The 14,368-nt window shown below is 46.9% G+C and carries 12 protein-coding genes and 1 riboswitch; of the genes, 11 read left to right on the top strand and 1 reads right to left on the bottom strand.

Annotation, left to right across the window (positions count from 1 at the left end; translation table 11 throughout):
* Positions 1 to 142 precede the first annotated feature (142 nt).
* The 4 genes from MHB46_RS08245 (at position 143) to MHB46_RS08230 (ending at position 6,176) form a co-directional block, all read left to right on the top strand.
* Positions 143 to 1,519 carry a sugar phosphate nucleotidyltransferase gene (locus tag MHB46_RS08245; protein ID WP_013309163.1) on the top strand — a complete coding sequence of 459 codons (1,377 nt, stop codon included), beginning with the start codon at positions 143 to 145 and terminating at the stop codon, positions 1,517 to 1,519.
* A gap of 155 nt (positions 1,520 to 1,674) precedes the next feature.
* Positions 1,675 to 1,755: riboswitch (cyclic di-GMP riboswitch) on the top strand.
* Between the two features lie 14 nt (positions 1,756 to 1,769).
* Positions 1,770 to 3,338 (top strand): glycosyl hydrolase, encoded by a 1,569-nt coding sequence (locus MHB46_RS08240; RefSeq protein ID WP_341162050.1) that lies wholly within the window; start codon positions 1,770 to 1,772, stop codon positions 3,336 to 3,338.
* Positions 3,339 to 3,386: 48 nt separating this feature from the next.
* On the top strand, positions 3,387 to 5,681 hold the full coding sequence (locus MHB46_RS08235) for a hypothetical protein (protein WP_341162049.1): 2,295 nt from the start codon (positions 3,387 to 3,389) through the stop codon (positions 5,679 to 5,681).
* Between the two features lie 312 nt (positions 5,682 to 5,993).
* Positions 5,994 to 6,176: a hypothetical protein gene (locus MHB46_RS08230; protein WP_341162048.1), complete on the top strand. Its 183-nt coding sequence runs from the start codon at positions 5,994 to 5,996 to the stop codon at positions 6,174 to 6,176.
* Positions 6,177 to 6,229: 53 nt separating this feature from the next.
* Here the strand turns inward: MHB46_RS08230 and MHB46_RS08225 are convergent, their stop codons facing one another.
* Positions 6,230 to 6,598 (bottom strand): helix-turn-helix domain-containing protein, encoded by a 369-nt coding sequence (locus tag MHB46_RS08225; RefSeq protein ID WP_025720479.1) that lies wholly within the window; start codon positions 6,596 to 6,598, stop codon positions 6,230 to 6,232.
* Between the two features lie 327 nt (positions 6,599 to 6,925).
* On the opposite strand from MHB46_RS08225, the gene MHB46_RS08220 reads away from it, so the two are divergent.
* The 7 genes from MHB46_RS08220 (at position 6,926) to MHB46_RS08190 (ending at position 13,828) form a co-directional block, all read left to right on the top strand.
* Positions 6,926 to 7,675, top strand: a complete 750-nt coding sequence (locus MHB46_RS08220; RefSeq protein WP_039269541.1) for a YveK family protein — start codon at positions 6,926 to 6,928, stop codon at positions 7,673 to 7,675.
* Positions 7,656 to 8,342: a CpsD/CapB family tyrosine-protein kinase gene (locus tag MHB46_RS08215; RefSeq protein WP_061830270.1), complete on the top strand. Its 687-nt coding sequence runs from the start codon at positions 7,656 to 7,658 to the stop codon at positions 8,340 to 8,342. The genes MHB46_RS08220 and MHB46_RS08215 overlap by 20 nt, the downstream gene beginning before the upstream one ends.
* 85 nt (positions 8,343 to 8,427) lie before the next feature.
* Entirely contained in the window at positions 8,428 to 9,126 is a 699-nt protein-coding gene (locus MHB46_RS08210; protein ID WP_039269544.1) for a sugar transferase, read from the top strand.
* Between the two features lie 36 nt (positions 9,127 to 9,162).
* A complete protein-coding gene (gene fcl / locus MHB46_RS08205) occupies positions 9,163 to 10,101 on the top strand; it encodes a GDP-L-fucose synthase (protein ID WP_341162047.1) in 939 nt (312 codons plus the stop codon).
* Positions 10,102 to 10,122: 21 nt separating this feature from the next.
* Positions 10,123 to 11,112 (top strand): GDP-mannose 4,6-dehydratase, encoded by a 990-nt coding sequence (gmd, locus tag MHB46_RS08200; protein WP_013309172.1) that lies wholly within the window; start codon positions 10,123 to 10,125, stop codon positions 11,110 to 11,112.
* A 123-nt stretch (positions 11,113 to 11,235) separates the two neighbouring features.
* Positions 11,236 to 12,579, top strand: a complete 1,344-nt coding sequence (locus MHB46_RS08195) for a flippase (protein WP_341162046.1) — start codon at positions 11,236 to 11,238, stop codon at positions 12,577 to 12,579.
* Positions 12,566 to 13,828 carry a hypothetical protein gene (locus tag MHB46_RS08190; RefSeq protein WP_341162045.1) on the top strand — a complete coding sequence of 421 codons (1,263 nt, stop codon included), beginning with the start codon at positions 12,566 to 12,568 and terminating at the stop codon, positions 13,826 to 13,828. Before MHB46_RS08195 ends, MHB46_RS08190 begins: the two co-directional genes overlap by 14 nt.
* Positions 13,829 to 14,368 lie beyond the last annotated feature (540 nt).

Raw genomic sequence — 14,368 nt, 5'->3', positions numbered from 1 at the left:
GGTATTCTTACATTTAAATGTCTTATACAATCCAAAGAATCCCACGGCAACAGCGATCATAAGATTAAATTCATACCGTAGCGGGTAGTCAACTCATCATCAGAACGATCATCCAACCAATATAGAGAGGAAGTGGAGAGTTATGAAGCTCGTACTTTTGTCTGGTGGTTCCGGTAAAAGATTATGGCCTTTGTCCAACGATTCCCGTTCCAAACAATTTTTGAAGGTACTGGAGAGCCCGGAGGGGATTTCGGAATCCATGGTACAGCGGGTATGGAGACAATTGGGAGACAATGGATTATCAGAATCCTCGTTTATTGCGACAGGGAGAGCACAGGTCGAAATGATCCAGAGTCAGGTCGGGCCGAATACGCGCATCATTGTTGAGCCGGAACGCAGAGACACCTTTCCTGCGATTGCGCTGACAGCGACTTATCTATATTCCATTGCTGGTGTATCCCCTGATGAAATTATAGCTATATTGCCTGTAGATCCTTATGTTGAGGATGCTTTCTTCGCTTCCGTAGCCCAGCTGGAACATACACTCCAGGAGAGTGAAGGCAAGCTTGCTTTAATCGGGGTTGTCCCTTCCTATCCTTCAGAGAAATATGGTTACATTATTCCGAAAAACGATGCCACCCAAGGTAGCACTGGCTACCGCGAAGTGAGCCATTTTCAAGAGAAACCCGACCGGGAGCAGGCGGAGCGTCTGATTGAACGCAATGCTCTATGGAACTGCGGGGTTTTTGCATTCAAATTAAGTTATTTGCTGGATATCTTGGCATCCAAGGGTTTGCCGCTGAATTATGAAGAAATGCAAAAGCAATACGCATCTCTGGAAAAAATCAGCTTTGACTATGAAGTAGTCGAGAAGGAAAAGGATATCGTAGTTCTTCCGTATGATGGTTTTTGGAAGGATTTGGGTACCTGGAATACACTCACAGAAGAAATGTCTAATCAACAAGTGGGCAGAGGTGTAGTAACGGAGGATTGCGTCAATACGAGTCTTATTAACGAGTTAGACATTCCTGTGGCGATCATTGGAACGAATGATCTGATTGTAGCCGCTAGCCCGGATGGTATTCTTGTGACCAATAAGGCTGAAAGTCCTCGCATTAAGGAAGTGCTCAAGGCTCATGATCAGCGTCCAATGTATGAAGAACGTCGTTGGGGGCAGTATCGGGTTGTCGATTATGTCAAGTATGACGAGGGTAACGAGGTATTGACCAAACGAATCCGCGTACGGAAAGGCAAAAATATCAGCTATCAGCTTCATTTCAAACGGAGTGAAATTTGGACCATTATTAGCGGTGAAGCGGAAATTATTTTGAATGAGAAGCTGCACAAAGTAAAAGCTGGTGATGTCGTGCGTATTCCTGAAGGAACGAAGCATAGCATTTTGGCTGTGACCGATGTGGATTTTATTGAGGTGCAGACTGGTTCTGAATTGGTTGAAGAGGATATTGTCCGCTTTTGTATGGATTGGAATGAAATTTCCCGTCACCAATTTATCTCATAATTGTTTTCGTAAAAACGAAAAAAAGACGAATCTATGAAAATTCATAGCTCAAACTGTCGAAATTGGGCGAAAACCTGTAAATTCATGAACATGACCTATTAAATTTTGGTAAAAGAAAGTCGATACTTAGGGTAAGAAGGAATCCAAACTCCTTCCAACGATAAACGCAGCCCTGTCGAAAGGCAGGTACGCAAAGCTAAAGGGCCTTCCGTAGGGATGGCAGCCTGGCTACCGAAAGGAAGAGCAAAAAGTGAGATTCAATTTTATTCCTCTGTATCGACTGATACGTCATGCACTCCCCGTAGTTATGCTTTTTTCTTTGTTGCCCGTCGGTTTTGGTGAATCTCTGTCTGTGGCGAATGCCGCTGCATTACAACCTGTTAATTCGGACGCTTCTACTCAGGCCCGTGAACTATACAGCTATTTACTCAGCATCTCGGGGAAAAAAATAATCACCGGTCAGCATGATTATTTGGAGAGTCCGGATGAATTAAGTAACAAGGTCCAAAAAATCAGTCAGGCGTATGTGGGTGTGCACGGCTATGAGATGGGAGCCATCTCAGGTCAATCTGCCGCTTCGGAAGCAGCACAACGTAAAAATGTTGTCGATAGCGCGATCCGCTGGAGCAGATCCGGAGGCATTGTGACGATGACTTTTCATGAAGCGCTGCCGGGTAGACCACTGACTTGGGCCAATGTGCAGGCGAAAGTAAGTCAGACGGAGTTCAATAAATACGTGACGCCAGGCACTGCGCAGTATAACCTCCTCATTGCCGATCTGGATAAGGTCGCTGTATCGCTAAAGCAGCTTCGTGATGCGGGTGTTCCGGTTTTATGGAGACCTTATCACGAAATGAATGGTGACTGGTTCTGGTGGGGAAACAAAAATAATTTCAATCAGCTATGGAATATCATGTATGACCGTTTTGTAAACACACATCAACTAGACAATCTGCTGTGGGTATGGAGCCCGAATGCTCCTAATTCGTATACCTTCCCGTATACCCCTAAATATCCGGGGGATGACAAAGTAGACATTTTGGCTGTAGACATTTACAACAATGATTTTGAACAAAGTCATTATGAAGGTCTGCTCGGGTTGGCAGGGGATAAGCCGATTGCCATTGGGGAACACGGTGAGATGCCCAGCTCCGAGGTATTACAGGCTCAGCCCAAATGGGTGTATTCCATGACTTGGGGAAAGATGCTGACCGAGAATAACACAACGGATCAAATTCAGGATTATATGAATGATTCGAGGAGCTTGACGCGAGATGATGTGAAAAATGGATTGGCAGCAGTTCAACAACCCGGGACAGATGTACCAACCCTACCGGACGAGGGGCAAAGCGAGCCTATCCCGGCTCCTCCTTCTGTTCCGGATATGGTTTATGCGAACGGGCTGCGGGGTGAATATTTTAACAACATGAATCTGGATGGTAGTGCTGCTTTGACCCGTACAGATAGCAAGCTGGACTATAACTGGCGTGCTGCCACAGCTGATGCAAGGGTGAACGCTGATCGGTTCTCCGTTCGCTGGACAGGTAAAATGAAGCCACAATATAGTGAGACCTATACGTTTACAACGATATCTGATGATGGAATCCGGGTATGGGTAGACGGCAAGCTGATTATTGATAGCTGGTTTAAGCAAAGCTGGACAGAGCGCAAGGGCAGTATCACCTTGCAAGCAGGTAAAATGGTAGATTTAAAAGTTGAATACTATGATGAATATGGTGACGCAATGGCACGTCTGATGTGGGAAAGTCAGCATGAAGCGAAAGCGGTGATTCCCGGTAACGCTTTGTTTCTTCCTTAATAGATTCTCTTTCCCGGTCAAAAATTTTGAGGAGAGAGGGTGGATCATATGATGAAAAAATGGTTGACCCACAGGTATACGCCAGTATTATCCGGGCTGCTGGGGGTCGTAGCTATAGCGCTGATCGCTTGGTTGATTTACACGCCTTCAAGGAGCGTAGAACTGCCGACGGATAAAGTAGCGGCAGCCAGTCCAGTATGGAAGCTGGGACAGAGGGATGATTCTTCAGCGGAATTTAGAGGAGTGATTGGTAGAGACAATATCAACATTCCTACAGCCTCTGCTTCTACCGAATCGTCGGCTAAAGGAATATCGTCCGCAACGTCCATAGCAGAGAATACAGCGGCCCCGGTATTGCTCAGCAGTGGAGATATTCCTCCCGGCTTGAATGCGTCCACGAATCCTGAACTGTCGCTCCAGTATAAGCTGGATCAAGTTCCTCCCAATGGAGTGATATTCCGTGTACGGATTTTGGATGCGGGCAAAGCTGTTCCGCAAATGGCTGTATTTTCAAATTATCAGCTGTCCGGTATCATTCAAATCGCTGGGGTTTCCGGTACGGGCAGTGCATATAATTACAAAAGCAACTACGAGTTGTATATCCCCAAAGAGCAATTGCAAAGCGGTGTTAACGTACTCAAGCTAAAGACAGCGCGCTGCCTATACTGCTCCTCTGCAGAAGATAAAAATGTGTGGTGGACCTGGGATGACTTGAGCTTGGAGACGTTAGCTTCACCTGCGACCGAACCGGTACACGGTAAATATATACTGACCGGAACAAATGTGAACAATAAAGAATTTTATTATGATCAGGGTGCAGTTAAGCATTTACCATACGTTCTCAAGTGGCTGGGCATTGCTTATAGTGGCAACGTCATGAGGGTCACCTGTGCCAGTAATGTGGGCAAGGCATGTACAGACGTGGATGATTACTATCAAACGTTAAAGCAGTATAATATGCAATCGTCTGCTTTGTATTTATATACAGGTGATATTAAGCTGCAAAAAGATGGTTCTCTGCCAGAGACGGCCAAGCAAAAGTTGCGCGATTATGTAAAAAAATACGGTTCTTATCTTCAATATTATGAAGTAGATAACGAACCTGGATTATTTAATCGCTCCAAGGCGGTAAACCTGGCTGTGGCCAAGTGGTTGAATACAGAAGGCAAGCAATTGGCACCGCATCTCAAAACCGTAGCACCGGGCTGGGCCTACTGGCCAACGTACTCTACCAAGGCGTGCAAAAATCAAACTAGTGGTACGCAAAAATGCGGTGACCCAGATGGATGGGAACGGGACCCGGCGCAACGTAAACAGCTGGAGGAAGTCACCGACCTGACCAATGGACACGCCTATGGTGAATCGTATAATGAAGAGGGCGGGGGCAGCTTCGTCCAAAATTTGAAAACCTTCGGCGGTTCGAGCAATGGACTGGCGAAAAAGATGCTGAACACAGAGTTCGGTACCAATGATACGCATCGAGACAATCCAGATTACGGGGCTAGTCAGCCACAAGCAGCCGCATTCGACCGGATTATGCGTTCGCAAATCGGGTTTGCCGATATGTTTATCCAGCACGCTGCTTTTTATAAGGATTATACGCTGTTTAAAACAGGCTTCGATCTGCAAAGTCATAACCCGGCCAACACAGAAATTTATCCGTTCGGGCAAGGACAGGACACCCGCGTTAAGATCATGAGACGCTTGAGCTTAGCCTATGCCACCCATGGAAAACCTCTGACTTATACAGTGCTGAATCCAGAGGATACCAAGGATAAGATGGTGTATGTTCGTGCGGTGGATACGTCCAAGCTTAAACCGCTGGCAGGTAGCGGCGCTACCTCAGACAAATTGCTGGTGAATCTAGTGAATTTCGAAGCTACCCCGCAGACCGTTCGTGTACGGGTAACGATGCCGAAAGCCGGTTTGTACACGGGTGAACGTTTTGGAGCGGGTTCTACTTACAGTCAGGCACAGCGTTCCATATCAGGGCTCAAGGCTTCTCCTGCCCTTGATTTTGAAGAAAAGCTGGGTCCTGGCGAAGCGGTACAATATATTTTGGAATTAAAAAATACAGATCAGACCGCAGCCTCAGCCCCAACAGGGGTGAAGGCTGCCTCTGTTCAGGATGGGGCGGTAAAGATTAATTGGCTTCAGGCAGAAGGCGTATCTTCCTATGATGTGCTGCGTGCTGACGGGACTGACGGGGCCTATCAGGTGATTGCCTCGCAAGTAGCGGGAAACACGTATACAGACCGCACAGTAAAAGCTGGAGGCCACTATGTCTACAAAGTCCGGGCGACCGGAGGCACTCAGGTTTCCCAGGCAGCCGAGGTCGCTTAATAACAGATCGGAATGTATATAGGACCTGAGTTAACGAATACCTAACATCATTTCGAAATAAAACAAAAAAGAACCTATCAGGAGAAAATAGGACCTGACAGGTTCTTTTTTGTTGGAAAATCGTTCTGATTTGCCAATACTTTACGTATAATGAAGAAAAAAATAAGAAAATCCTTTTATATTCTCGTCATAAGACGACAACATTGCAGGTATGTATTCATATATAATAGTTTTGTTCATGACTATACATACATGGTTTTGTGGGAAATCTCTTTCCGATGACCAAGAATAATAAAGCGAGGTTAATGCTGAATGAACAAGGAGACAGAATTAGGGGTGAACAACCCTCTTTTTCAAAACAACGTACGGAAAGTAGACAAAGCCGCTATCGACTTGGACATCCGGGACATTTTGCTCCAATGTGGGTTCACGATGCCAGAATGGCTAGAAAGCGACGCTGATGGAACCACATACCGGAAGGACAAGCGCGTGTAAATTCCAACGGTTGGTCTTACTTGAGCGAGACGTGAAGCAATCGGCCGCTTTCTTTATTCCATCATTCGTTCCATTCGGACAAATGCAATAAAACGTTTGGCTTCTTCCTCAGACAAGGTGCGTCCGTCAATGGTCAGGTTGAAACGTTGCAGAATATCCTCGTCGGACAGTTCAAGCTGGTCCACAAATTCCCTCACATCTGAATCCAATATTGCCGCCGGATGGCTCGTACGTCCCACCAAGTAGTCAATCGTTACCCCGAAAATATCAGCGAGCTTGGTCAGGATCTCAAAATCTGGCTTGCGCCTATTTTTTTCATAGTGAGAAAGAGCTGCCCGCGTAATTCCGAGGGATTGCGCTAGTTCCTCTTGTTTTAATCCCTTATGTTCTCGTAATTCAGCGATGCGGGTGCCATAATTCATCTGTTTTTCCTCCTGAAGGCAAGGTTAAGAAAGGTAAAAAAGCAATTTTACGCTTGACAAGATACGTTTTGTATCATAAATTAGTTATGTAAGTTACATAACGTATCTTTATTTCATAGTTTTCACTTATATCTTCGTTTATATACCCTAAGAGGCCACCGATTATTGAGCATTTTGTGCTTATTCGCTGGCTAGACCTTCTATGCGCTATTATACAACATTTTACTATAGATTAGAGGGTCATGCATCGTTCTTTTCCCCGTTATGCAGAGGATCAGTACAAGCGTTATTGCATCGAAAACAAGTCAATCAGGGAGGACTGGTCTTGTGCAGTTGAAAGAGTACATCCGTTTGATCCGTAAAAGAATGTGGTTGATTGGTAGCATCGTACTGCTGGTATGTACAGTAGTGGGCATAAAAAATGTATATTTTACCCCGCAGATTTATGAAGCTACCGCAAAGCTCATTATCAACCAGACGCCACGACCGGATCGTGCAGGTGTCGTTGATTACAGTGTAGTTCAAACGAATATAGCCTTAACGAACTCATATAAGCAAATTATGATCTCCTCGGCGATTATGGATCAGGTGGTCGCCAGCTTCCCCGACCTTAAGGTCACTCCGTCAGCTTTGGCGCAAAAATTAAGAGTGAACACCGCAGGTGATTCACAGGTCATGGATGTAACAATCCGCGATTTATCGTATACAAAGGCTGTGAAAACCGTCAATGCGGTAGCCAAAGTATTCAAACGGCAAATTCCCTCTATCATGAAAATGGACAATGTCACCATCCTAAGCGAAGCCAGTCTGAATGATCCAGCAGTTCCCGTGAACAGTAATCCCGCTATACAGATATTTATTGCTTTTGTCACCTCTTTATTGTTGGGAATCGGCTTGGCATTTTTGCTGGAGGTACTGGATGATACATTTAAGAATGAAGAGGATATTGAAAAAGAACTCGGTCTGCCTACCTTATCCCTGATTACGAAAATGAAAAAAGAAGATAAACGCTCTGACAGCTCGACTACAACTCCTAAACAGGTAGGTGAAGGGCAATATGCCGCGATTAATCAATAATCAGCTCGTTACATCCCTACATGCTCAGTCTTCCGTTTCGGAGGAGTACCGCATGCTTCGCACTAACATCCAGTTTTCTTCTATAGACGAGCCGATTGAGGTTATGATGGTGGCGTCCGCTCAGGCGGGTGAAGGCAGAACGGTCACGATTAGCAATTTGGCTGTAACCTATGCGCAAGAGGGGAAAAAGGTGCTGATTATGGATATGGATCTGCGTCGTTCCTCTTTGCACCATATGTTTGGTTTGCGTAACCATACAGGGCTGACACGGGTGCTTGCCAATCAACAGGCATGGCAGGATGTGGTTCAGGAAACCGGGATTGACCATCTGCATGCAATTACAGCCGGGCCGAACCCGCCCAATCCGTCCGAGATGCTCAGTTCCCGTAGAATGAATGCTCTGCTGGTTGAGCTAAAAGAACATTATGACGTGATCTTAATGGATACGCCGCCGTTGCTGTCCTTTCCGGATGGCTTAATTATAAGCGCTATGTGTGACGGAGTTATTCTGGTGGTGCAGGCAGGGAAGGTCAAAAAGGATGTCGTCAAGAAAGCAAAAGCAAATTTGGAAAGAGTAAAGGCTCGCATTCTGGGTGTCGTACTTAATAATGTGAAGCGTTCGAATACCCGCGCCGAGCGGGGTATGGAGGAACGCAATCTGACATGAATGAAAAGGAGGAAAATGAGAGTATATAAAATTCTTTTAACAATGTATAAATAATAATTATCAATAAGGAGCGAGGTGATGAGACGTGTCTTCTTCCCGCTCGAACGAGGCCGAAGTGCTGGGCGCGTCAGTGGATGTATATTCGGTCGCTCATGGGCTTGAACGGCGGCAAGGATGGAACGTATACCCGTTCGTGAAGCGAAGCATGGATATTATATTGTCTTTCATTGGAATCATCGTGCTATGCCCGGTATTTCTGCTTGTCATTCTGCTGATTAAGCTGGAGGACCCAAAAGGCAGTGCGTTATTTTATCAAGTACGTATTGGGAAAAATGAGCGTCCGTTTCGCATGATCAAATTTCGTTCCATGGTGTCTGATGCCGAGGCGAGATTGTCTGCATTGCTGGTGGAAAATGAAATTGAGGGTGCGATGTTCAAAATGCGGGACGATCCCCGAATTACCCGTGTGGGTCGCTTTCTTCGCAGAACGAGCATCGACGAGCTGCCACAACTGTTCAATGTACTGCGTGGGCAGATGAGTCTGGTAGGACCCAGACCCCCGTTGCCAAGAGAAGTCCATAATTACACAGTGAGGGATAAGCTGCGTCTGACGGTTACACCAGGCTGCACCGGTCTATGGCAGATCAGCGGTCGTAATCATCTAAGCTTTAACCAGATGGTAGAACTGGATTTGGAGTACATATCCAGACGCAGTTTCCGCACAGATATGATCATTATGCTGAAAACATTTCGTGTGCTGCTAGGCTCCAAGGATGCGTATTAAAGTCTTTCATTTTCACGAAGAAAGTAGGGGATAAGTATGGATCTTCATTCCAACATATATGTAGCAGGGCATAACGGGCTGGTGGGTTCCGCTATTGTCCGAGCGCTTCAGAATACGGGTTACCGTCATATTATTACTCGCACAAGCCGTGAGCTGGATCTACGCAATAAAGAGGCAGTAGATCATTTTTTTGAAACAGAGCCTGTGGATTATGTATTTCTGGCAGCGGCCAAGGTTGGTGGGATTTTGGCGAATAACGAATATCCGGCTGATTTTATCCGTGACAATCTGCTTATACAAACGAATGTGATTGATGCGGCGTACCGGGCGAATGTAGGCAAGCTGTTATTCCTCGGCTCTACCTGTATCTATCCTAAATTTGCTCCGCAGCCGTTGCGAGAAGAATATCTGCTTACGGGTGAACTGGAGCCTACTAATGAGGCCTATGCGATTGCTAAAATTGCCGGGATTAAAATGTGTCAGTCTTACAACCGTCAGTATGGAACTCGGTTTATTTCTGTGATGCCGACGAATTTATACGGTCCGGGCGACAATTTTGATCTCCAGACCTCTCATGTGCTACCTGCGCTCATCCGCAAGTTTCATGAAGCCAAGCTGAATCAATCTCCGACTGTAGAAGTATGGGGATCTGGTACGCCGCGCCGAGAATTTCTTCATTCTGATGATCTGGCTGAAGCCTGTCTGTTCCTGATGAACAATTATGAGGGAAATGAAATTGTAAATATCGGCGTAGGTGAGGATATCTCCATTCGTGAGCTGGCTGAACGAGTGAAGAATGTAGTTGGCTATGAGGGAGAAATTACCTTTAACACCTCCGCTCCTGATGGAACGCCGCGTAAGTTGGTAGATGTATCCCGAATTTCCGGGCTGGGCTGGTCGGCGCGTATTTCACTAGAAGAGGGATTAAGGTCTGTGTATCAGGCATTTCAAGGCCTGGATCTGGTTGAACAATAAAAAAACGGTGGGGGAATTGGAATGAAAAAAGCGCTGATCACAGGGATTACCGGACAAGACGGGTCCTATCTGGCTGAGTTGCTGCTGTCCAAGGATTATGAGGTGTACGGGGTGCGCAGACGAACCAGCACACCGAACTTTGAAAATGTAGCGCATATCCAGAATGACATCCATTGGCTTTCCGGTGATATGACCGATCTGGCTTCATTGATCGAAGCCGTCCGTCAGTCCGACCCAGATGAGGTCTACAACTTGGCTGCTCAATCCTTTGTAGCGGCCTCGTGGCCGCAGCCGTTGGCTACAGGGCAGATTACAGCGCTATCTGTCACCAATATGCTGGAGGCGGTTCGAATTGCCAAACCGGAAGCGCGCTTTTATCAGGCGTCAAGCAGCGAGATGTTCGGTAAGGTGCTGGAGACACCCCAGACAGAAACGACTCCGTTTTACCCACGTAGTCCCTACGGTGTAGCCAAAGTGTACGGCCATTGGATTACAGTGAACTATCGCGAAAGCTTTGATATGTTTGCTTGCTCTGGCATTCTGTTCAATCACGAATCGCCACGCCGAGGACTGGAATTTGTAACGCGTAAGGTGTCGGATGCGGTAGCTCGTATCAAGCTAGGGTTGCAGCAGGAGCTGCGCATGGGAAATTTGGATTCACTGCGAGACTGGGGTTTTGCAGGCGATTATGTAAAGGCGATGTGGCTGATGCTTCAGCAGGATCAACCAGATGATTACGTCATTTCCACAGGAGAAATGCATTCTGTACGTGAATTGCTGCAAATTGCCTTTTCCCATGTAGGTTTAAATTATGAGGATTACGTCGTGATCGATCCTCAATTTGTCCGTCCGGCAGAGGTAGATTTATTGCTCGGCGATTGTGCCAAGGCGAAAGAAAAGCTGGGTTGGCGATTGGAAGTAGGCTTCGAGCAGCTCATTCATATGATGGTGGATACAGACTTGGAGCGGGTAAAAAGGCAGGCTGCAGTTGAAGCTTCTGTCGTCGTGTAAGAGATGGAGAGGCCACCCGCCTGGGCGGGGGGTCTCTTCGCTGTACATGATTGCAGCTGTATTGACAGAACAGCAGGTTATAAGGCTGTGCGCAAGGTCATTTTTTAAGATGGAGTAAAACCTATGACATTAGTCAAAAAACGCGCCAAACCGCGCAGAAGTTTGCTGGTGAATACATCCTGGCTGTTCGGTGACAAAATGATTCGCATGGTGTTTGGCCTGGCAGTCAGCATCATCATGGCGAGAGTGTTGGGACCAGAGGAACTGGGAAAGTGGAATTATGCGGAATCCTTTTTCGGCATGTTTCTGATTTTCACGACCCTTGGCTTTGATTCTATATTAGTACGCGATCTTGTCAAAGACCCCAAGGATGAGCATGAGCTATTGGGGACGGCGGTTCTGCTGAAATTGGTAGGTACTCTGATAGCCATTGTACTGTCCTATTCCTTCATTTCACTGCTCAGACCGGAAGATAGTTCAGTGCGATTGATCAATCTGATCCTGGCTACGGCCTCGATATTTCAATTGTTTGATATCATCGACTACTGGTTTCGTGCGCAGATGCTGTCCAAATACACGGTCGTTGCTAAGAATACTGCCTTTGTTCTCGGCTCCACCATCAAAATCATTCTGTTGTTGTCCGGTGTTCCGATATGGTTGGTGGCGTTGTGTGCTCATGGAGAGTTTCTGTTGGGAAGCCTGCTGCTGCTGTATTTCTTCCATAAGGAAGGACGACGTGTGAACCGATGGACGTTCCGCTTAACCACAGCTCGGCGAATCATGAATCACAGTTGGCCGCTTATATTGTCATCCTCCGCTGTATATGTACAGGCACGGATCGATCAAGTCATTATCGGTGAACTGCTGGGGAATGCTGCGGTCGGGCAATACTCCGTTGCACTCCGACTCATCGAAGTGCTGGGCTTCATTCCGGTCGTTCTGACGACGGCTTATGCTCCGGTGGTGACGCGTTCCAAGCAGAAAGGAAGCGACGAATACAGACAGACATTGTCCAAGGTGTATCGGCTGATGTTTATATGCTTTCTTGTGACCTCGGTACCTTTATTTTTTCTATCCCAATGGGTAGTGGTTGTGCTGTATGGGAGAGAATTTACCGAAGCAGGTTCGCTGTTGTCTCTGTTTGCAATTCGTCTGTTTTTCACCAACTTCAGTGTTGCTAAAAGCTTGTTTATTACCAATGAAAATTTGTTTAGATACACGCTGCTGACCTCGGTGGTAGGGGCGATTACGAATATCGCTTTCAATTACGCGCTAATCCCTTTGCTTGGTGTCCGAGGGTCGTTAGTGGCGACGATCTTGTCCTTTACGATATCTGTATTTCTATTAGATTTGCTGTTTAAGGAAGTTAAATCTAATTTGGGTTGGATGATGAAGTCCATCCTGACCTTTTGGCGTGTTCAAATTACAGTACCGAAAGTTGGAGAGAACAATCATGATACCCATTAAACCGTTTGTTCGGCATGAGGAACAGTGCCCGCATTGTGGAGGTAAGGTACGTGGTGGAGAGGTGCTGTGGCAGGGAATCCATGTATGTGTCAGTACTGCGTGTGAGGGGTGCGGACGCGAATATCTCGAGGACATGAGGGTCGGTCATGCCACGTATTCACCTTATCGTGTAGAAATGCCTGACTATATTCTGACCGGTGATGCGAAGTCGAGAAAATGGCTCGGAGAGCCTTTGCGGCAATCGTTGATGAATCCTTCCTATGACTTAGCAGTCGGCATGACCGTGCATAAAATGAAAGCTTCTACACGTGTAATCATCGTCAACACTATGGATTATTTGTATGGTCATGCGTTGCTCAAGCTGCTCAATGTGCAACGCGAATACGAGCAATCCCCGGACCTGGGAATTATCGTCATTGTGCAAAAGTCGCTGGAGTGGATGGTGCCAGCATATGTGTCTGAAATTTGGACGGTTGATGTGCCATTCAGCAGGGCACGTAACTTTTATCCTGTACTACATCATCGGATGATTGAGGAACTGATGCGTTTTGATGAGGTGTATGTCAGCCCGGCATATTCACATCCCAATCAGTTTGATATTGAGCAGTTTACAGGTGTCTCCCGCTATGACGAGGGGCGTGAGTCGGAGCCGCGCATTACCTTCGTATGGAGGGAAGATCGCTTGTGGAGCGGCAGCCATCATATCGCAAGAGCGGTACAGAAATTTCCGCAGCTCAAACGTGGGCTAAAACCTCTAATTTATCATCAGCGCAGTAAAATCATACGGCTGTTCCGCAGGCTAAAAGAAAGCTTCCCAGATCATCGTTTTACAGTCGCTGGACTTGGGCGTACCGGGAGCTTCCCGGCATGGATTTCTGATGAGCGTGTCACACGCTTCGACCGAGAAAGTGAGCTGCGGGTCTGCGAGGTATACGCAGCCAGCCAATTAGTAATCGGTATCCACGGCTCTAATATGCTGCTGCCGTCTGCGCATGCCAGCATGACCATTGATTTGATGCCCAAGGACCGATGGGGGAATTACGCTCAGGATATTTTATTTCACGAAACGGATCATCGGCTTACAGCCTACAAATACCGCTTTGTGCCGATGGAATCGAGTGTGACTCTAGTGGCAGATATGGCAGCTGCCCAGCTCAAAGGAGCAGATCATTTTAATATGCAGATGACGGAGGAAAGGCAGCGTGAACATTCAAGTTGGAGGGGAAAGGCCGCTTCGGGGCGGATTTGATCCTGGAGCAACTATTGTGGATGGAAGGCCGCTTCGGGACGGATTTGATCTTCCGATCGCTGTTGACGTGGGATTCCTTTGTTTGAATAAAGCCCTACAGAGGGCGGAATCCCTCGTCAAAGGCGACCGCTTCGCTTCTCCAGATTCAAACCCTTACCCTCCGCTACCTACCGCCGCCAAAAAGAATTTCCCCCAGCCTATTGGGTGGGGGAGGTAAGAGCCGTCTAGCGATAGCTTCGCCCTATCGCCGCGAACTTCTCGCTGGGCATGCATGCCGGCGAAATTAATGCTCTGTACCGTTCTCTGTCAGGGTGACAGCGTTTGGTAAATAGCAATCTTTTAGCAGGCGACAATCTAGCCATCGTTAAGGTCTTGTGTCAGCCCAGTGGTAGTAGCTCTATGCTGTTCAATCATTTATCGCTAATGTGATCGGTATACAAGGTAGCGCGAAGTCAACGCCTGCGTGCATTCGCTCGCGTATCCGCGCAGCGGGGGCACTTCATGCCCAGCATTCCCTTTTTTAAATGGGGTGACTTTATG

Source organism: Paenibacillus sp. FSL H7-0703, assembly GCF_038003485.1.
Lineage (GTDB): Bacteria > Bacillota > Bacilli > Paenibacillales > Paenibacillaceae > Paenibacillus > Paenibacillus polymyxa_B.
This window is presented reverse-complemented; position numbering and strand designations above follow the sequence as displayed.